The following is an 18,672-nucleotide window of genomic DNA, read 5'->3' as shown; positions in this document are numbered from 1 at the left end:
GCCGCCAGCCGCACACGTTGTGACGGGGTCGATCGTAACGCCCCGGTATCGACCTGCGGGTGACCTGTTTACAACGTTGGAACAACGTTGTACAAACCACCTACCACGAAACGTCGCGTTAACAGAGAGGTCGCGTCTTGACGGCCACCGCTCGTCTCACACTTGATCCCGCCTTCCGGATCGCCCCCGTGGAGCCCCGGCTGTTCGGCTCGTTCGTCGAGCACATGGGCCGCTGTGTCTACACCGGCGTCTTCGAGCCCGGCCATCCGGCGGCCGACGCCGACGGCTTCCGCACCGACGTGCTGGAGCTGACCCGGGAGCTCGGGGTGACCCTGGTCCGCTACCCCGGCGGCAACTTCGTCTCCAACTACCGCTGGGAGGACGGCGTCGGCCCGGTGGAGGAGCGGCCCGCCCGGCTGGACCTGGCCTGGCGGAGCCTGGAGGGCAACGCCTTCGGACTCAACGAGTTCATGGCCTGGGCGGCCAAGGCCGGGGTGGAGCCGATGATGGCGCTCAACCTGGGCACCCGCGGCGTGGCCGAGGCGCTGGAACTGGTGGAGTACGCCAACTATCCCGGCGGGACCCGCCTGTCGGACCTGCGCCGCGCGCACGGCGTGGACAAGCCGCACGACGTGCGGCTGTGGTGCCTGGGCAACGAGCTGGACGGCCCCTGGCAGATGGGCCACAAGACCGCGCGGGAGTACGGCCGGCTCGCCGCCGAGACCGCCCGCGCGCTCAAGCGCTTCGACCAGGACCTCTCCCTGGTGGCCTGCGGCAGCTCCAACAGCGGCATGCCGACCTTCGGGTCATGGGAGGCCGAGGTGCTGGAGGCCGCCTACGAGATGGTCGACTACATCTCACTTCACGCCTACTACGACCCTTCCGACGGCGATGCCGACTCCTTCCTGGCCAGCGGCGCCGACATGGACCACATGATCCGCTCGATCGCCGCCACCGCCGACCACGTGGGCGCCAAGCTGCGCAGCCGCAGGAAGATCAAGCTCTCCTTCGACGAGTGGAACGTCTGGTACCAGAGCCGTTTCCGCGGCGAGTCCTCGCTGGAGTGGGCCGCGCACCCCCGGCTGATCGAGGACGACTACGACGTCACCGACGCGGTCGTGGTCGGCAGCCTGCTGATCACGCTGCTGCGCAACGCCGACCGGGTGGGCGTGGCCTGCCAGGCCCAGCTCGCCAACGTGATCGCCCCGATCAGGACCGAGCCGGGCGGCCCGGCCTGGCGGCAGAGCATCTTCCACCCCTTCGCGCTGACCGCCCGGCACGCCCGGGGCGAGGTGCTGCGGGTGGAGCCGGAGTGCGCGGCCATCGCCACCGCCAGGTACGGCGAGGTGCCCGCCATCTGGGCCACGGCCACCCGCGAGGAGGCCACCGGCGAGATCGCCCTGTTCGTCGTCAACCGCGACCGGCGCGGCCCCTGCGCGCTGGACGTCACGCTTCCGGCGGGCCTGGTCCCGGCAGAGCATCTGGAGCTCGCCGACGAGGACCCGGCGGCGCGCAACTCCGCCGCCGATCCCGACCGGGTCGCCCCGCGCCCCGGCACGGGGTTGCGCCTGGACGGCCGTCACGCCTCCCTTACCCTTCCACCCGCTTCATGGACTATTGTCCGCTTCGCCCCCCAGGAGTAAGAGATGACCAGTTCCTTCTCTCGCCGTTCCTTCCTCGGCCTGACCGGCGCCGCCGGTCTCACCGCCGCGCTGGCCGCCTGCGGTGGCGGCACGAAGATCGGTTCGGGTTCGTCGGCGCCCGCCTCCGCCGCGCCGACGTTCTCCGGCGGCGAGTACACCGGGCCCAAGGTGACCCTGGACTACTGGAACGGTTTCACCGGCGGTGACGGCCCGCATATGCGGGCCATGGTGGAGGCGTTCAACAAGGAGTTCTCCGGCCGGATCGAGGTCCGCAACGTCACCCGGCGCTGGGAGGATCTCTACCCGGCGATGCCGACGGCCATCTCGGCGGGCAAGGGCCCGGACGTGGCGGTCATCCACAACGACTGGGTCGGCACCTTCGCCGCCCGCCAGACGCTGATCCCGCTGGACGACGTGGTCGGCGCGCTGGAGCTGAGCGACGCGGACTTCATCCCCGCCGTCTGGAACGCCGGCGTCCTCGACGGCAGGCGCTACAGCGTCCCCCTCGACGTGCACAGCCTGGCCGACTACTGGAACAAGAAGCACCTGGAGAAGATCGGGCTCTCCGACGCCCCCACCGACAAGGAGTCCTACGAGAAGGCTCTCGTAGGCCTCAAGGACGCCGGGATCGCCACCCCGTTCTGGATGCCGAACAAGTGGCCGGCGCACCTGATGTTCATGAGCCTGCTCTGGCAGCACGGCGGCGAGCTCTACAGCGAGGACGGCGCCAAGGCGCTGTGGGGGTCCGAGCAGGGCGTCCAGGCGCTGAGCTGGATGGTGGAGCAGATCGACAAGGGTTTCAGCCCGGCGAAGGTCGCCATCGACACCCAGTACGCCGCCTTCAAGAACGACAAGGTCAGCTTCACCTGGGACGGCATCTGGCAGATCAACGACCTGAAGGCCAACGCCAAGTCCCTTGAGTGGGGCCTGTCCCCGGTGCCCAACATCGGCGGCACCCCGGCGGTGTGGAGCGCCTCGCACAACTTCGTGCTCACCTCCCAGGCGGGCAAGGACCCCAACAAGGTGCAGGCGGCGAAGGTCTTCATCGACTCCATGGGCCGCCAGTCGACCGAGTGGGCCAAGGCCGGGATGATCCCCGCCCGCAACTCCGCCCGCCAGGACCCCGCCGTCGCCGACCTGCCCCAGGTGCGCATGGCCCAGGACGTGAGCATCTTCCACTTCCTGCCCGCGCTGCCGGGTGTCGGCGACGTCCAGTCCAAGGCGCTGGAGCTGGCGGTGGCCAAGGCGGTGCTGAAGGAGTCGAGCCCCGCCGAGGCGCTGAAGGAAGGCGTGGCGACGGCCGACAAGCTGCTCGCCGACAACAAGCGGAAGTACGGGCGATGACCGTGCCGACCACCCGGTCACCCGGCCAGGAGTGCCGATGAGCGTGCTGACGAGGCCGAAGGGCCTGTCCGGGGCGGCGGGACCCGCCGCCCCCGCGGGGCGTGCCAAGCGGATGCGGACCTGGACTCCGTACGCCTTCCTGGCGCCCTACCTCGCGCTGTTCGCCGTCTTCATGGTGCTGCCGATCGGCTTCGGGTTCTGGACCAGCCTGCACGAGTGGGACATCAACCTCCCGGCCAAGCCGTTCGTCGGGCTGGAGAACTACACCGACCTGTTCGATCCGTCCAGCGTGGACGGGGGGCGCTTCTGGACGGCGATGCGGGCCACCGGCGTCTTCACCCTGTTCTCGGTGCCGTTGCTGATCGTGCTGCCGCTGCTGGCCGCCCTGCTGATGAACGGCCGTTTCCGCGGACGCAACCTCTACCGGGCCGTCTACTTCGCGCCCTACGTGCTGGGCGTGGCGGTCGTCGGCTTCCTGTGGCGGTTCCTGCTGGACGGCAACATCGGGCTGGTCAACCACTACCTCGGCCTGGAGGTGCAGTGGACCACCGACGTGCCGCCCGCCTGGGTCGCCCTGATCGGGGTGACCGTGTGGTGGACGCTGGGCCTGAACGCGGTCATCTTCCTGGCCGGGCTCCAGGACATCCCGCGTGAGCTGTACGAGGCGGCGATGGTCGACGGCGCCTCGGCCTGGCGCCGGTTCCGTGCGGTGACCCTGCCGGGCCTGCGGCCGGTCACGGTGTTCGTGATCAACGCCACGATCCTGGCCTCGGCCAACATGTTCGGCCAGTCCTACCTGATCACGGCGGGCGCCCCGGCGGACCAGACCAAGACCGCCATCTACCTCATCGCCGAAACCGGCCTGCGCCAGTTCGACATGGGGACCGCCTCGGCCATGAGCTTCATCCTGGCGGCCTTCCTGATGGCGGCCAGCGCCCTGGTGTTCGGGGCCTTCCGAGACAGGAGCAGGCGATGACCCGTGACACCCGCGGCGTACGGCGGGCGCTGCTCCACCTGGTCCTCGCGGTGGTGGCGGCGCTCTACCTCAGCCCGCTGGTCTACATGGTCTCCACCTCGTTCAAGACCCGCGAGGGCGCCGGGTCCACCGACCCCCAGTGGATCCCGGACCCCTTCACCGCCGACGCCTACCGGGAGATCCTCAGCAGCCAGGACAGCCCGATCCTGACCTGGTTCGTCAACAGCCTGATCGCCGCCACCGGGCATGCCGCGCTGGTGCTGGTCACCGCGGCTCCGGCCGCGTACGCGCTGGCCCGGCTCGACTTCCGGGGCCGTACCGCGATCTTCACCATGGTGGTGGCGACGCTGTTCGTCCCGCCGGTGGTCCTGCTGATCCCCAACTTCCTCATCGTCAACGAGCTCGCCTGGGTCGACAGCCTCCCCGCGGTGATCGTCCCCGCCGCGGCGGGCGCGTTCGGGGTGTTCTTCCTGCGGCAGTTCTTCCTCACCCTGCCGGAGGAGCTGGAGGAGGCCGCCGAGCTGGACGGCTGCAACCGCTGGCAGATCTTCACCACCGTGGTCCTGCCGCTGGCCCGGCCCGCCCTGGTGACGCTGTTCCTGCTGGCCTTCCTCACCAACTGGAACGACTTCCTCTGGCCGATCTACGTCCTGCTCAGTCCCGACTCCCTGACCCTGCCCGCGGGCCTGGGCAACTTCCAGGGCGCCAACAACATCCGCTACGACCTGCTGATGGCCGGGGCGGTGATCGCCAGCCTTCCGGTGATCGCGCTCTACCTCGTCGCGCAGCGCTGGGTGATCGAGGGAATCTCCAGGTCGGGTCTGAAGGGCTGAAGGCTCTGAGGCGGCGGTGCCCCGGGACGGCGGCTCCGGGACGGCGAGACGCCGGCGGGCCGCCGGCCCGGGGCACCGTCAGGCGGCCTGCTGCCAGGGGGTGACGTGGAGCAGGTCGTCGATCTGGGGGGCGGAGGCGGGCGGGGAGAACAGGTAGCCCTGCGCCAGCGGGCAGCCCATCTGCTGCAGCACGCCCGCCTGCTCGCGCGACTCGACGCCCTCGACGACGGTGGACAGGTCCAGGCTTGCCGCCAGCTCCACGATCGCCCGGGTGAAGGCGCGGGCCTGGCGGTGGTCGGTGTTGGTGAGCGGGGCGGTGAACGAGCGGTCGATCTTGAGGATGTCGACCGGCAGGGTGCGCAGGTACGACAGCGACGAGTAGCCGGTGCCGAAGTCGTCCAGGGCGATGCGTACGCCGTGGGTGCGCAGGTCGGCCAGGACGTCGATGATGCGCTGGGTCTCGGCCGGGCTGGTGGCCAGCAGCATGCTCTCAGTGATCTCCAGGGTCAGCGCGTTGCGCGGCAGCTGCGAGCGGACCAGGACCTCCAGGACCGTGTCCCGGAAGGTGCGCTCGCGCAGCTGGCGGCCCGAGACGTTGACGGTCACGGCGATGCCGTAGCGCTCGTGCCAGCGGCGCGCGTCGGCGCAGGCCCGCTCCAGTGCCCACCGGCCGATCTCGACGATCAATCCGGTGTCCTCGGCGACGGGGACGAACACGTCCGGCGGGACGGGGCGGCCGCCGGTGGGGGTCCAGCGCAGCAGCGCCTCGACCGCGTAGATGGCGCCCGAGGTCAGGTCGACGACGGGCTGGTAGGCCATGGCGAACTCGTCCCGGGCCAGGGCCTGGCGCAGGCCGGCGGCGATCTCGGCGTGGTGCAGGCGCTCGGCGCGCAGGGCGTGGTCGAAGACGACGATCCGGTTCTTGCCGGCGGCCTTGGCCGCGTACAGGGCCAGGTCCGCATCGCGCAGCGCGTCGGTGGCGTTGGCGACGGCGGTCTCGGCCAGCACGCCGACGCTGCCGGTGACGTACAGCTCGCGGCCGTCGAACACGTAGGGGGCCCGCACCGCGGCCAGCACCCGTTCGGCCGTGGACAGGGCCTCGGCGATGCCCGCATCCGGCAGCAGCAGGGCGAACTCGTCGCCGCTGAGCCGGGCCAGCACCTGCCCGTCGGCGGTCAGGTCGCGCAGGCGGCGGGCCACGACGGTCAGCAGCTCGTCGCCGACGGGGTGGCCGTAGGTGTCGTTGACGTCCTTGAACGCGTCCAGGTCCAGCAGCAGCAGCGCGGGCGTGTGGGCGGTGTCGGCGTGGGAGGTGATGGCGGCGTGCAGGGCCTCGCCCAGCAGGGTGCGGTTGCCCAGCCCGGTCAGCGGGTCGTGGGAGGCGCGGTGGGACAGGCTGCGCTGCAGGATCTCCTGCTGGTGCAGGGCGGTGCAGAGGTCGGCGGCCTGGGTCTCGGCCACCCGGGCGACCGTGGTCAGCCGCAGCACCAGCAGCACGGCCAGCAGCACGGTCAGCGCCGTGACCACCACGCCGTTGTAGGGGGCCGTTCCGGTGTGCATGAGCGTCTGGCCCAGGACGGAGACCAGCGGGCTGATCAGCGCCAGCGCCAGGAGCAGAGTCCCCCGCACTCTGCCGGCCGCGGGCCGCTTCCGGCGCGCGAAGGCCAGGGTGGGATGGAGCATGGCCGCGCCGACCAGGACCGACCAGCCCAGCCAGAAGGCGGTGGAGACGGCCGTGTACAGCTGGTCCGAGGCCTGGTTCAGCAGGTAGACGATGTCGGAGAAGAACATCGCGACGTAGGAGGCGCTCAGCAGCCTGAGCCAGGGCGCGCGGCCGTGGTCGAGCGCCATCCGCACCACGAGTCCGACGATGAACAGGTCGATGACGGGCAGGGCCAGGGCGAAGCCGAGATCAGGCCCGATTCCCGGGACCCGGTCGACGATCGGGTCGATGAAGAAGGCCCACAGCGGCATGGCCACGCCGACGGTGATGATGCCGGCGTCCAGCAGGCCCGCCCAGCGGGAGTCGGCGGCCCGCAGGTTCAGCAGGGCCAGCGCGGTCAGCGACAGGGCGTAGGCCGCCAGGGTGCTGAGCTGGTAGGCGGTGAGGAGGAAGGGGCTGCCCAGCCAGACCCAGCCGATGCCCCAGCCGACGGCGGACGCCATCAGGGTGATCAGGAGACCGATGCATACCAGTCGCCAGAGCCATGACCTGGCCCGGCGGCGGCGCATCCCGATCACGACGGCCACCGCCGAGGCTCCCGGGAGCAGCACCCAGGGCAGCACCTCCAGAACCGGCGAGACGCCTGCCGCGAACGGGGCGGCCACGGCCGCCACTCCCCCCAGCAGGAGGAACGCCAGCCAGGCGAGGGAACGGCCGGCCCGGTGCGATCCGGTGGCGCGTACCTTTGCGGGAGAGCTCTGGATCATGATCTCTTTCCTGAGGTAGCCGGTTTCCTCCATGAAGTCCGGTGAACGCCTATCGGCGGACAGAGTGAACAGTTGACGTAAAACCGCCAGGAATTCGTGACCGGCGACCCGTACCCCGCCGGTCGGCCGGAATGCGGGTGCCCGGGGCAGGGACTAGAGACGTTCGATGATGGTGACGTTGGCCTGGCCGCCGCCCTCGCACATCGTCTGCAGGCCGTACCGGCCGCCGGTGCGTTCCAGCTCGTGCAGGAGGCCGGTCATCAGCCGGGCCCCGGTGGCACCGAGCGGGTGGCCCAGCGCGATCGCGCCGCCGTTGGGATTGACCCGGGCCGGGTCGGCCCCCGTCTCCTTCAGCCAGGCCAGCACGACCGGGGCGAACGCCTCGTTGATCTCCACGACGTCGATGTCCCCGATCGCCATGCCCGCCTTCTTCAGCGCGTACGCGGTGGCGGGGATCGGCGCGGACAACATCCGTACGGGATCCTCCCCGCGTGCCGACAGGTGACGGATCCGGGCCCGGGGCCGCAGGCCGTGCGCCCGCACCGCCTCCTCCGAGGCGATCAGCAGCGCCGCCGCGCCGTCGGAGATCTGCGAGGCCATCGCCGCAGTGAGCCGCCCGCCGTCCACCAGGGGCTTCAGCGCCGCCATCTTCTCGGGCGAGGTGTCCCTGCGCGGCCCCTCGTCGTGCTCGACGCCCTCCAGCGGCGCGATCTCGCGCACGAAGCGGCCCTCGTCGATCGCCAGGGCCGCCCGCCGGTGCGACTCGTAGGCGAAGGCCTCCATGTCGGTGCGGGAGATGCCCCAGTGCTCGGCGATCATCTCGGCGCCGCGGAACTGGGAGATCTCCTGCTCCCCGTAACGCGCCCGCCAGCCCTTCGAGCCGGAGAAGGGGTCGCCGAAGCCGAGCGCCTGACCGGCGGTCATGGCGTAGCCGATGGGGACCTGCGACATGCTCTGCACGCCGCCGGCGACGACCAGGTCGGCGGTGCCGGACAGCACGGCCTGCGCCGCGAAGTGCACCGCCTGCTGCGAGGAGCCGCACTGCCGGTCGACGGTGACGCCCGGCACCTCCTCGGGCAGCCCCGCCGCCAGCCAGCAGGTGCGGGCGATGTCCCCGGCCTGCGGGCCGAGCGTGTCCACGCAGCCGAAGATCACATCCTCCACCGCCGCCGGGTCGACCCCGGAGCGCTCGACCAGCGCGGCCAGCACGTGCGCGCCCAGGTCGGCGGGGTGCACCGCGGCCAGGCCGCCGCCGCGCCGGCCCACGGGGGTGCGCACCGCTCCGACGATGTATGCCGCGGCTGTCGAAAAGGCCATCGACGTCTCCTCAGGTGGACAGGATCCCTTCCAGGACCATCACGATGTACTGCCTGGCGATCTCGTCCGCGCCCAGCGGACCGTCGCCCCGGTACCAGCTCGCGGCCACCCAGACGGTGTCGCGGATGAACCGGTAGATCAGCCCGGTGTCGAGGTCGGCGCGGAACACGCCGTCCAGGACGCCCCGGTCCAGCACCGACAGCCACATCTCCCGGAACCGCCGCTGGGAGTCGGCCAGGTAGGCGAAGCGCGGGTTCTCCGCCAGGTGCTTGGACTCGTTCTGGTAGATCACGACCGCCGGGCGGTAGGCGTCGATCATGCGGAACGACTCGGCCACCAGCGCCTGGAAGGTCTCCCGGGCGCCGAGGCCGGATCCGAGCACCCGGTCGTAGGCGGCCCACATGTCGGTGAGGAACGTCGCCAGGATCTCGTCGACCATCGACTCCTTGGAGTCGAAGTGGTAGTAGAGGCTCCCGCCGAGCATGCCCGCCGCGTCCGCCACCTCCCGGACCGTCGTGGCGGAGTATCCCCGCGAGGCGAAGACCTCCGCCGCCGCGGCGAGCAGCTCGGCCCGGCGCTCGGCCCGGGCTGCGGCGGTGCTCTCGGAGTCTCGGCGTCGTGGGCTCATCGCGGTGCTGACCTCTCAGGGGTGCTGGCTGGAGACGGAGACGACCTCTCCGGTCATGTACGAGGAGTAGTCGCTCGCGAGGAAGACGATAACGTTGGCGACCTCCCACGGCTCCGCGTACCGTCCCAGCGCCTCCTTCTCGGTGAGCTCCGCCAGCAGTTCCTCGGTCGTCACCTTGGCCAGGTGCGGGTGCATGGCCAGCGAGGGCGCCACCGCGTTGACCCGCACGCCGTACGGCGCCGCCTCGACGGCCGCGCACCTGGTCAGCGCCATGACGCCGGCCTTGGCCGCCGCGTAGTGGGCCTGGCCCTCCTGCGCCCGCCAGCCGACCACCGAGGCGTTGTTCACGATCACGCCGCGTCCCCGGGGCTGCATGCGCGTCAGCGCGGCCCGGGTGCAGCGCATGGTGCCGTTCAGCGTGACGTCGAGCACCCTGCTCCACTGCTCGTCGGTCATCTCCACCAGCCTGGCCGTGCCGCCGAGCCCGGCGTTGTTGACCACCACGTCCACCGGGCCGAGGCGCTCCTCGGCCCGTGCGAACACGTTCTGCACCTGCTGCTCGGAGGTCACGTCGCAGGGGACGGCGGCCACCGCGCCCGCGCCGAACTCCTTCTCCAGCAGGGCCAGGGTCTCCGTGAGCCGCCGTTCGTGGGCGTCGCTGACCATCACGCGGGCGCCCTCCTCCAGCAGGCGACGGGCGCAGGCCCCGCCGATGCCGGTCCCGGCGGCTGCGGTCACCACGGCCACCCGGCCGCGCAGCAGGCCGTGACCCGGGACGTAGGTCGGGGCGGGGACCGGAACACGGACCGGAACATGGGGGGATGTCATGCCCTCGCCCTTCCTCTCTTCGGCGGGCTCCACATGATTTACTCTACCAAACAGTTGTTAGAAAGAATGAAGGGCCCGATGCCGTGGATCTCGACCTGTCGCCCGTGGAACCCTTCCGCGCCGAAGTGCGGGACTGGCTCCGCGCCCACGTCCCCGCCGCCGCCCTGCCCTCGCTGGAGACCGAGGAGGGGTTCGCCGCCCATCGCGCCTGGGAGCGGGAGCTGCACCGGGCACGCCTGTCGGTGGTCTCCTGGCCCGAGCGGTACGGCGGGCGGGACGCGACCCCGCTGGAGTGGCTGGTCTTCGAGGAGGAGTACTACGCGGCCGGGGCACCCGGCCGGGTCAGCCAGAACGGCATCAACCTGCTGGCGCCGACGCTGCTGCGGCACGGCACCCCCGAGCAGCTCGACCGGGTCCTGCCGCCGATGGCCTCCGGCGAGGTGATCTGGGCGCAGGCCTGGTCCGAGCCGGGCGCGGGCAGCGACCTGGCCGCGCTGCGCGCGACCGCGACCCGGACCGACGGCGGCTGGCTGCTGAACGGGCAGAAGACCTGGAGCTCGCGAGCGGCCTTCGCCGACCGGGGCTTCGGCCCGTTCCGCTCCGATCCCGCCGCCGGCCGGCACCACGGCCTGACCTACCTGATGTTCCCGCTGGACGCGGAGGGACTCACCCGCCGCCCGATCGGCCGCATCGACGGCAAACCGGCCTTCGCCGAGCTCTTCTTCGACGACGTGTTCGTGCCCGACAGCGACGTGATCGGCGCGCCGGGCGAGGGCTGGAGGGTCGCGATGAGCACCACCGGCAACGAGCGCGGGCTCACCCTGCGCAGCCCGGGACGCTTCACCGCCGCCGCAGACCGGCTGGTCGCGCTCTGGCGCGAGCACGCCGATCCCGCCGACACCGCACTGCGCGACCGGGTGGCCGACGCGTGGATCAGGGCCCGCGCCTACCGGTTGAAGGGCTTCGAGACCGTCTCCCGCGCCGACGACGTCGGCGCGGAGTCCAGCGTCAACAAGGTCTTCTGGTCGGAGCTGGACCTGGCGCTGCACGAGACCGCGCTCGACCTGCTCGGCCCGGACGGCGAGCTCGGCGGCGAGTGGCTGGAGGGCTACGTCTTCTCCCTCGCCGGGCCGATCTACGCCGGGACCAACGAGATCCAGCGCAACGTCATCGCCGAGCGCGTGCTCGGCCTTCCCAGGGCGGCCCGGTGACGGCGGTGACGAGGCGGACGGGCGGTGAGGCGGCCCGGCTGCGCCGCCGGAACGACACGAGCGGGAGGCGACGGTGAAGTTCATCCTCGACGCCGAGCAGCGGCTGTTCGGCGAGACCCTGCACAAGCTGCTGACCGGGGCCGGGACCCCGGGCGTGATCCGCTCCTGGGCGGCCGGGGAGCCGGGACCGGGCCTGGCCCTGTGGCGCTCGCTCTCCGAGGCCGGGGTCTTCGCGCTGGCGGTGCCCGAGGCGGCGGGCGGGGCGGGCCCGCTCCCGGTGGAGCTGGTGACCGCCTTCCACGAACTGGGACGGCATGCCGTGCCCGGGCCGCTGGTGGAGACCGTCGCCGCCGCCGAACTGCTCTCCGGGATCGGCGACGAGGGACTCGCCGCCGCCTGGCTCCCGCGAATCGCCGGCGGCACGGCCGTCGTCTCGCTCGCCCTGCCTCCGGCCGTGCCGTACGCGCTGGACGCCGACATCGCCGACCTCGTCCTGACCGTGGACAGGGCCGTGGACAGGGCCGTGGACAGGGCCGGAGCCGGGGACGGCGGGGACGAGCTGCGCAAGGCGGTCCCGGGAGCGGTCCGGCCCTCGCTGGATCCCGCCCGGCGCCTCTTCCCGGTAGGGCCGGGCGGCGCTTCGGCCACCGGACCGGCGGTGCGCGCGGCGGCCGGGGCGGCCTACGACCTGGGCGCCCTGGCCTGCGCCGCCCAGCTGACCGGACTCGGACGGCGGCTGCTGGAGGCCACGGTGGAGTACGCCGCGGCCCGGCGGCAGTTCGGGCAGCCGATCGGCGCCTTCCAGGCGGTCAAGCACCGGCTCGCCGACGTGCTCGTGGGTCTGGAGTACACCCGGCCGCTGGTCCACGGCGCGGCTCTGGCCTACGGATCGCCGGACTTCGCGCGCGACGTCTCGGCGGCGAAGGCGGCCGCGTCGGAGGCCGCCTACGCGGCGGCCAGGGCCGCCCTGCAGGTGCACGGCGCCATCGGCTACACCGACGAGTACGACCTGAGCCTGTGGATCCGCAAAGCCCGGGCGCTCCACTCGGCCTGGGGCCCGCCTGCCGAACACCGCGCCCGGGTGCTCTCCTCCCTGGTGGGAGGCCAGGACCCCGGCGGAGGGCGGCTGCCGCCGCCGCGCGTGCGGTGAACGTGTCAGAGGGCCAGGACAGGCGTCCTGGCCCTCTCCCCGGCCGTACGCCGGAGTTGCCGGCTGTCAGCCCTCTCGGGGTCCCCAGGAGTAAGGGCTCCCCAGGAGTAAGGGTTGCGGCGTACATCGAAGGACGCAGGCGGAACCGCCCTGCGGACCGCTGACCCGCGCCATTCTGCCAACGGCAGTATGAGGGCATGGGAACAGATCCCGTGCAGCAGCCGCGGGCCGTCATCCTCCGCTGAACACCGAGCGGCTGCTCTTCGACACCACGATCCCCAACCTGACCGAGGAACTGGTCTGGCGGGGCGCCATACTCGCCGTTCTCGACCGCGCGCTCGGCACGCCCCGGCTGCTCGGCGGCGCGCGCGTGGGCTGGGGCCTGGCGCTGACCGCGATCGCCTTCGGCGACGGTGACCCGGCGAGCTCAGCGCGTCAGGGCGTTCCCCATACCGCGCAGGACCTCGGCGGCCCGGATGACGACGGCGTCGACGAGCTCCTCGCAGGAGGGCAGGTCGTCGATGAGCGCCACCACCTGCCCGGAGGCCATCACCCCGAGGTCCGGCCGGCCGTCCACCATCGCCGCCTTGAGCAGCATGGGCGTGTTGGCGGCCATGAGGACCTGGGACCAGGTGAGCTCCTTGCCGTGCTTCATGGCCAGGCCGTCGCGGATCATCTCCGGCCAGGACATGCCGGAGATCTTCCTGAAGCGGGCGGCGTTGCGCACCGCGCGGGCCAGCCCGGACAGCCGCCCCGCGCGTTCCAGGGAGTTCACCAGGGGCGTGCGCAGCACCCGGTGCGGCATGCCGTCCACCTGGCGCGTGACCACGGTCTCCGCCGTGTCCAGGTAGAGCCGCTTGACCGCGTCCGGGACCGGGCTGTCGGAGGTGAGCAGGAACCGGGTGCCCATGGCCACGCCCGCCGCGCCGTACGCCAGCGCCGCGGCCAGGCCCCGGCCGTCGAAGAAGCCTCCTGCGGCGATCACCGGGATGTCCACCGCGTCGACGACCTGGGGGAGCAGCAGCGTGGTGGCGACCGCCCCGGTGTGGCCGCCGCCCTCGCCGCCCTGGACCAGTACGGCGTCGGCGCCCCACGCCGCGACCTTCTCGGCGTGCCGCCGCGCCCCGACCGACGGGATCACCACGACGCCGGCGTCCTTCAGCCTGTCGATCAGCTCCCGGCGGGGCGCCAGGGCGAACGAGGCCACCCTCACCCGGTTCCTGATCAGCAGGTCGACGCGCTCGCCCGCGTCCGAGGCGTCGGCGCGCAGGTTCACCCCGAAGGGGGCGGCGGTGCGCGATCGGACCTCCTCGACGGCGGCGGCGAGCTGGTCGAGGGTCATGGTGGCCGAGGCGAGGATGCCCAGGCCGCCGGCGTCGGCCACGGCGGAGACCAGGCGGGGGCCCGCCACCCAGCCCATGCCGGTCTGCACGACGGGGTGGCGGACCCCGGTCAGGCGGGTCAGCGGCGTGTCCAGCAGCTGATCGATCATGTCCCGGCCTCCCCGCCGCGCGGCGCGTCCGGACCGGCGGCCCCCGCGTCCGGCGCCCTCCCGGTCATGCGCCGACCTCCCGATCGCGCAGGCCCTCCGGGTCGAGCACCTCGCGGATCAGCCGCAGTTCCTCCTCCGCCGGCAGGCGGGTCTGCGGCACGTCGCCGTCGAGCACGAGTTCGAAGCCGGTGGCGGCCACGACCTGCTCGACCTCCACCCCGGGGTGGACCGAGACCAGCCGCATCGCCCCGTCCGGCGTGCCGAAGTCGAACACTCCCAGACCGGTCACCACCCGGCGCAGGCCGTGGAAGCGGGAGGCTCGCGCTCCCAGCTCCGCCGCCCGGTCGTGGCCGACGCCGCTGACCACGTCCGCCCTCGGCACGAACACCCGGGTGGAGTGCCGGGGGATCCAGTAGCTGGTCGGATTGCAGATCGTGTTTCCGGGGGCGCCGCGCACACCGAGCAGCTGCGACGTCGGCCGGGCCCAGTCGCCGACGGCCGAGATGTTGGTGTTGCCGTACCGGTCGATCTGCGAGGCGCCCATCATCACGTGCCTGCGCCCGTTCTGCACCAGCCAGAGGTGGTCGCGGAACGGCAGCCACCCCTCGGCCGGACCCGCGGGCGCCCCGATCGGCACCGGTTCGGCGGTGAGCAGCGCGCCGCCGTCGGTGGTCAGCAGACCCGGTTCGAAGGTCAGCCTGGCCAGGCGGGCCCCCAGAGCCGAGCAGGTGCCCATCGCCGCGGCCAGGATCTCACCGTCGCCGCGCCAGGCCTCGGCGCAGGCCACCACGCAGACCTCCGCGCGGGTCGCGCTCATCGGGTCCCCCCTTCCGCACCGGCCGCGCTCCTCCGGGTTCCGCCGCGGATCGCGCTCATCGGGCCTCCTCCTCGTGCCAGCGCCGTACCGCCTCCTGGTAGGCCGCCTCGTCCCCGGACAGGAACCGGTCGGCGAACGCCGCCCACGCCTCCGGATCCGCCGCCGAGGCCGCGTAGTGGCGCTGGAACGCCTCGTCGCGGCCCCTGCTCGGCTCACCGTCCGGCCCGCATTCGGTGAAGTGGCCTCCCCCCGGCGTCTCCACCACCCCGGTGACGTGCATGCGGCTGATCAGCAGGGTCTGCGGCGGGCCCTCCAGCTTGCCGGGGTCCACCAGGCGCTCGCAGCTCACGTAGGCGCGGGCGGCGGCCTTGACGAACAGGTCGTCCAGGTAGGGATCGGGACCGAGGTACCGGCCGTTGCCCCGCGTGTCGGCCCGGTCCATGTGCACCAGCGCGACGTCCAGCGCCAGCGCGGGCACCGCGACCAGTTCCTCGGCGTCCTCCCCGGTCCCGCCGTACGGCGAGCGGACCGTCCTCAGCTCCGGATTGACCCGCATGACGTCCGAGCCGAGCCCGGCCCGGGTCGGCAGGAACGGCAGCCGGTGCGCCGCGGCGAGCAGGCCGAACATGAACATGCCCTCGTCGTACTCGGTGAGCTCGATCGTGCCGTGCTGCCGGGCGGCCCGGAAGTGCGGCTCCAGGGGGATCGAGTCGAGGGTCACGAACGGGGCGACCACCCGCCGGACCTTGCCGGCGGCGCACAGCAGGCCGACGTCGGCCCCGCCGTAGGACACGACCGTCAGGTCCTTCAGCCGGGAGCGGTGGATCGCCCGGACCAGGGCCATCGGCTTGCGCCGCGATCCCCAGCCGCCGATCCCGATCGTCATGCCGCTCTCCAGCGACCCGACGACCTCGTCGATCGACATGACCTTGTCCACCGCTCACCCCTCCCCGGAGACGAACGACTCGCGGTGCCGGTCCCCGGCGCCCATCAGGTTGAGCTCGAAGGTGAAGCCCTGCTCGAAGCGGTAGCTGCGGTTGACGTCGACCGGGTCGATGCCGTTCAGCGACTCCTTGGCCCGCCGGATGACGTACGGGTCCTTGCCCGCGATGCGCTCGGCGACCCCGAGGGCGGTCTCACGGAGCGCGGCGGGGGGCACGACCTCCAGCACCGAGCCGAAGGCGTGCAACTCGGCCGCGGTGACGTTGCGACACGTGTAGACCATGGCCCGCATCAGATGCTGGGGGACGAGGCGGGCCAGGTGGGTGGCGGCGCCGAGCGCGCCGCGGTCCACCTCGGGCAGGCCGAAGTAGGCGTCCTCGGCGGCGACCAGGATGTCGGCGTTGCCCGCCAGGCCGATCCCTCCGCCGAGGCAGAACCCGTGCACGGCCGCGATCACCGGGACCTCGCACCCGTAGACCGCCGAGAAGGCCTCGTAGCAGCCCCGGTTGGCCCCGACCAGCGCGCTGTGCCCCGAGGCGGCCTGCATCTCCTTGATGTCCACCCCGGCGTTGAATCCCCGGCCCTCCGCGCGCAGGACCACGGCCCGGGTCGCCGGGTCGCGCCCGGCCCGCCGTACGGCGTCCGCCAGGTCGAACCAGCCCTGCACGGGCAGCGCGTTGACCGGGGGCACGTCCATGACGATCTCGGCGACGCCGTCGCCGTGGTTCCTGGTGGAGATTCCCATACGCCACCTTTCCACCAAACATTTGTTAGAAAGTAAGGTAGCAGAGGGAATCCGCGGCGTCCTTCCCTCCTCACGCCCCCTGACGTGAGGAGGGAAGGACGGACGGCCGGCCCCGGGTGGCGATGTTGTGAGCGCGGGCCCGTTCCCGGCTCCTGCGGACGATCTCGTCGGCCCGCCTGGCGGCGACCTCGGCGCTCCCACCCGCCGGAACGGCGGCCGGCTCCCCCAGGCTCCACGCCAGGCGCCTCGCGTGGTCGGCGGCCTCCTCCTGCGCGACCAGCTCGCAGGCCCACATCTCCAGCGCCCGGCCCCACGTCCGCCGCGCCGTCACCAGATCGGCGGGGGAACCGCCGCGGCGGCGGGCCCGGTCGTACTCCCGGAAGTAGACCTCGACTCGCAGGCGCGCCTCGCGCAGCGTGCCGGGCACGGAGGAGAGCCCGGCGAACCGGGTCTCCTGCGGGGCCTGCTCACCGGCCTCCGGCGCGGCCCCGTCCCGCGCCTCCTCCCGGGCGATCAGCGACCGCACCCATTCCGTCAGCGCCCAGCTCCACGCCTGCCGCGACCGGGCCAGCTCGGCGGGCGATCCGTGCCCCGCGTCGATCGCCTGCCGCGCCCGGTCGTATCTGCCCATGGCCTGGCGCAACTCGCGGACGGCGTCCCGGAATATCAGCCGGGCGGCCTCTTCCGGACGCTCGGAACGTTCTTTCCACAGGTCTCTCACGGCGGGAGGCTACGACGAAAGACCAGATCACGCCATGGAAAGAGTCAAGAAAGCATCATGGGGCGGGCCGTTCGGCCGTTCTTTCGGGTATACAAGTTTCCCACTGACGGATTTTCGTGATTAATGCGGGGGAACTCTCCGGTGCCCCTCGCAAGGATGTACGGCGCGGCCAAGCCTGCCTTTCCATCCCTTTTGCTCAAAATCCCTGAATCAGGGCCGAAGGGATGGGAAGACACACGAGGACAGGATCAGAATGTCAAACGAGCTGTCGATCGAGCTCTGGCGCCGGGCTTTGGTGTTCACCGACGAGACGCCCTCCGTCCTGCTGGTGGACAGCGAGCCGACCGTGCTGCGGACACTCAGCCACCAGCTGGGCGGGGACTACCGCATCGTCACCGCCGCCGACGGACCCGCCGCACTGGAGGCGCTCGACCGGCACGGCCCCTTCGCGACGGTCGTGAGCGACATGAGGATGCCGAAGATGAACGGCATCGAGCTGCTGGAGCAGGTGCGGCTGAGGTACCCGCAGACCAGCCGCGTGCTGCACACCGCCCAGGCGGACCTCACCTCCGCCATCTCCGCGATCAACGACGGACAGGTCTTCCGGTTCCTGTGCAAGCCGTGCCCCGTCTCCCAGCTGCGCAACACCGTCCGTGACGCGGTGGAGCACCACCGGCTGGTGGCGGCCGAGCAGGAAATCCTGGGCAAGACCCTCCGCGGGAGCCTCCAGGCGATCTTCGGCTGTCTGGAGCTGGCCAGCCCGCAGGCGTTCGCCCGGGCCGAGCGCGTCCGGGACCTGGTCGGCGAGCTCTGCCGCGAGCTCGGGCTGAGCAACGCCTGGGAGCTGGAGACCGCCGCCATGGCCTCCCAGCTGGGCGCCATCGCCCTGCCGCACAGCGTGCTGCAGAAGCTGAACGGAGGGCTGCCGCTCTCCGGCGAGGAGCAGAAGCTGGTCGACACCATGCCCGGCGTCGCGGCCCGGCTCCTGGGCGACGTGCCGATGCTGGAAGGCGTCATCGAGATCGTGCGCGGGCTCCAGCCGGCGGACGGCGACGGGCTGCGGGCGCCGGCACGGCCGGCGGGACCGATGGTGCCGGCGGCCGTCGGCGTGCTGCGCGCGGCGATCGGGTTCGAGGGCTTCTCCAGCCGCGGCGTCACCGCGGAGAGGGCCATCGCCGTCCTGGAAGGCCAGGGCGGCTACGACGCCGACGTGCTGACCGCCCTGCGCCGGATCAGGGGGATCGCGGTCACCCGCCAGCCGGTCCGCGCCTTCCGGGTCAGCGAGCTCGAGGTCGGCATGCGGATCGCGGAGGACATCGTCGCCGTCAACGGCCTGGTGCTGATCGGCAGCGGCGTGCTCGTCACCGAGATGCTCCTGGAGCGGCTGACCCACTTCAAGCACACCGTGCAGATCGCCGAGCCGGTCTGGGCCACCGCGCCGAGCACGTCGTCCGCCGCGTCCGCGGCGGCGGCGGCATAACCCGTCCCCGAGGAGACCGGGTTCCCCGCAGTGCTCGCCCTCTCCCGGCCGGACCCCGGTCCCCCGGCCGCCTTCTCCGGTCCGCCCGGATTCCCGGCGGCCCGCAGCCCTGCCG

Annotated in this window: 16 protein-coding genes; 7 read left to right on the top strand and 9 right to left on the bottom strand. The window is 72.2% G+C overall.

All coding sequences use genetic code 11. The annotated features are described in order from the left end of the window. Window positions 1-137 precede the first annotated feature (137 nt). Genes arfA through HS041_RS21165 form a run of 4 tightly spaced genes read left to right on the top strand, consistent with a single transcriptional unit; the run spans window position 138 to window position 4,796 of the window. Window positions 138-1,643: an arabinosylfuranosidase ArfA gene (arfA, locus tag HS041_RS21180; RefSeq protein ID WP_196442378.1), complete on the top strand. Its 1,506-nt coding sequence runs from the start codon at window positions 138-140 to the stop codon at window positions 1,641-1,643. A 3-nt stretch (window positions 1,644-1,646) separates the two neighbouring features. Continuing rightward, window positions 1,647-2,987 (top strand): ABC transporter substrate-binding protein, encoded by a 1,341-nt coding sequence (locus HS041_RS21175; RefSeq protein WP_196442377.1) that lies wholly within the window; start codon window positions 1,647-1,649, stop codon window positions 2,985-2,987. A gap of 37 nt (window positions 2,988-3,024) precedes the next feature. Then, window positions 3,025-3,963 (top strand): carbohydrate ABC transporter permease, encoded by a 939-nt coding sequence (locus HS041_RS21170; protein ID WP_196442376.1) that lies wholly within the window; start codon window positions 3,025-3,027, stop codon window positions 3,961-3,963. Further along, window positions 3,960-4,796: a carbohydrate ABC transporter permease gene (locus tag HS041_RS21165; protein ID WP_196442375.1), complete on the top strand. Its 837-nt coding sequence runs from the start codon at window positions 3,960-3,962 to the stop codon at window positions 4,794-4,796. Before HS041_RS21170 ends, HS041_RS21165 begins: the two co-directional genes overlap by 4 nt. Window positions 4,797-4,874: 78 nt before the next feature. Here HS041_RS21165 and HS041_RS21160 read toward each other — a convergent pair whose 3' ends face one another. The 4 genes from HS041_RS21160 to HS041_RS21145 form a co-directional block, all read right to left on the bottom strand. Beyond that, window positions 4,875-7,226, bottom strand: coding sequence for a putative bifunctional diguanylate cyclase/phosphodiesterase (locus HS041_RS21160; protein ID WP_196442374.1), 2,352 nt, complete (start codon window positions 7,224-7,226; stop codon window positions 4,875-4,877). Window positions 7,227-7,379: 153 nt separating this feature from the next. After that, entirely contained in the window at window positions 7,380-8,543 is a 1,164-nt protein-coding gene (locus HS041_RS21155; protein ID WP_196442373.1) for an acetyl-CoA C-acetyltransferase, read from the bottom strand. A gap of 10 nt (window positions 8,544-8,553) precedes the next feature. Next, complete coding sequence (locus HS041_RS21150; protein WP_196442372.1) at window positions 8,554-9,171, bottom strand: TetR/AcrR family transcriptional regulator; 618 nt, start codon at window positions 9,169-9,171, stop codon at window positions 8,554-8,556. A 15-nt stretch (window positions 9,172-9,186) separates the two neighbouring features. Then, window positions 9,187-9,999: an SDR family oxidoreductase gene (locus tag HS041_RS21145; RefSeq protein WP_196442371.1), complete on the bottom strand. Its 813-nt coding sequence runs from the start codon at window positions 9,997-9,999 to the stop codon at window positions 9,187-9,189. 83 nt (window positions 10,000-10,082) lie between these two features. Here HS041_RS21145 and HS041_RS21140 point away from each other — a divergent pair, with 83 nt between their 5' ends. Further along, window positions 10,083-11,210, top strand: a complete 1,128-nt coding sequence (locus HS041_RS21140) for an acyl-CoA dehydrogenase family protein (RefSeq protein WP_196442370.1) — start codon at window positions 10,083-10,085, stop codon at window positions 11,208-11,210. A gap of 73 nt (window positions 11,211-11,283) precedes the next feature. Further along, window positions 11,284-12,360, top strand: a complete 1,077-nt coding sequence (locus tag HS041_RS21135; RefSeq protein WP_196442369.1) for an acyl-CoA dehydrogenase family protein — start codon at window positions 11,284-11,286, stop codon at window positions 12,358-12,360. A 427-nt stretch (window positions 12,361-12,787) separates the two neighbouring features. Here the strand turns inward: HS041_RS21135 and HS041_RS21130 are convergent, their stop codons facing one another. From HS041_RS21130 to HS041_RS21110, 5 genes are all read right to left on the bottom strand, one after another. Then, the gene (locus HS041_RS21130) at window positions 12,788-13,852 is read right to left on the bottom strand and encodes an NAD(P)H-dependent flavin oxidoreductase (protein ID WP_196442368.1); all 1,065 of its coding nucleotides are present in this window, start codon (window positions 13,850-13,852) and stop codon (window positions 12,788-12,790) included. Between the two features lie 64 nt (window positions 13,853-13,916). After that, entirely contained in the window at window positions 13,917-14,669 is a 753-nt protein-coding gene (locus tag HS041_RS21125) for a CoA-transferase subunit beta (RefSeq protein ID WP_196442367.1), read from the bottom strand. 55 nt (window positions 14,670-14,724) lie between these two features. Further along, window positions 14,725-15,594 (bottom strand): CoA transferase subunit A, encoded by an 870-nt coding sequence (locus tag HS041_RS21120; RefSeq protein ID WP_196442628.1) that lies wholly within the window; start codon window positions 15,592-15,594, stop codon window positions 14,725-14,727. Between the two features lie 15 nt (window positions 15,595-15,609). Next, window positions 15,610-16,356 carry an enoyl-CoA hydratase family protein gene (locus tag HS041_RS21115; protein ID WP_196442366.1) on the bottom strand — a complete coding sequence of 249 codons (747 nt, stop codon included), beginning with the start codon at window positions 16,354-16,356 and terminating at the stop codon, window positions 15,610-15,612. A 70-nt stretch (window positions 16,357-16,426) separates the two neighbouring features. Continuing rightward, window positions 16,427-17,077, bottom strand: a complete 651-nt coding sequence (locus HS041_RS21110; protein ID WP_196442365.1) for a hypothetical protein — start codon at window positions 17,075-17,077, stop codon at window positions 16,427-16,429. A gap of 253 nt (window positions 17,078-17,330) precedes the next feature. Here HS041_RS21110 and HS041_RS21105 point away from each other — a divergent pair, with 253 nt between their 5' ends. Then, window positions 17,331-18,557 carry a response regulator gene (locus HS041_RS21105; RefSeq protein ID WP_196442364.1) on the top strand — a complete coding sequence of 409 codons (1,227 nt, stop codon included), beginning with the start codon at window positions 17,331-17,333 and terminating at the stop codon, window positions 18,555-18,557. The last annotated feature ends 115 nt before the right edge of the window (window positions 18,558-18,672 follow it).

Source organism: Planomonospora sp. ID67723 (assembly GCF_015711605.1).
Taxonomy (GTDB): Bacteria; Actinomycetota; Actinomycetes; order Streptosporangiales; family Streptosporangiaceae; genus Planomonospora_A.
This window is presented reverse-complemented; position numbering and strand designations above follow the sequence as displayed.

Bases quoted from the DNA above. Each gene is read 5' to 3' on its own strand.
- HS041_RS21175 (WP_196442377.1), top strand. From the start codon at position 1,647: ATGACCAGTTCCTTCTCTCGCCGTTCCTTCCTCGGCCTGACCGGCGCC.
- HS041_RS21170 (WP_196442376.1), top strand. From the start codon at position 3,025: ATGAGCGTGCTGACGAGGCCGAAGGGCCTGTCCGGGGCGGCGGGACCC.
- HS041_RS21165 (WP_196442375.1), top strand. From the start codon at position 3,960: ATGACCCGTGACACCCGCGGCGTACGGCGGGCGCTGCTCCACCTGGTC.
- HS041_RS21160 (WP_196442374.1), bottom strand. From the start codon at position 7,226: ATGATCCAGAGCTCTCCCGCAAAGGTACGCGCCACCGGATCGCACCGG.
- HS041_RS21155 (WP_196442373.1), bottom strand. From the start codon at position 8,543: ATGGCCTTTTCGACAGCCGCGGCATACATCGTCGGAGCGGTGCGCACC.
- HS041_RS21150 (WP_196442372.1), bottom strand. From the start codon at position 9,171: ATGAGCCCACGACGCCGAGACTCCGAGAGCACCGCCGCAGCCCGGGCC.
- HS041_RS21145 (WP_196442371.1), bottom strand. From the start codon at position 9,999: ATGACATCCCCCCATGTTCCGGTCCGTGTTCCGGTCCCCGCCCCGACC.
- HS041_RS21130 (WP_196442368.1), bottom strand. From the start codon at position 13,852: ATGATCGATCAGCTGCTGGACACGCCGCTGACCCGCCTGACCGGGGTC.
- HS041_RS21125 (WP_196442367.1), bottom strand. From the start codon at position 14,669: ATGAGCGCGACCCGCGCGGAGGTCTGCGTGGTGGCCTGCGCCGAGGCC.
- HS041_RS21120 (WP_196442628.1), bottom strand. From the start codon at position 15,594: ATGTCGATCGACGAGGTCGTCGGGTCGCTGGAGAGCGGCATGACGATC.
- HS041_RS21115 (WP_196442366.1), bottom strand. From the start codon at position 16,356: ATGGGAATCTCCACCAGGAACCACGGCGACGGCGTCGCCGAGATCGTC.
- HS041_RS21105 (WP_196442364.1), top strand. From the start codon at position 17,331: ATGTCAAACGAGCTGTCGATCGAGCTCTGGCGCCGGGCTTTGGTGTTC.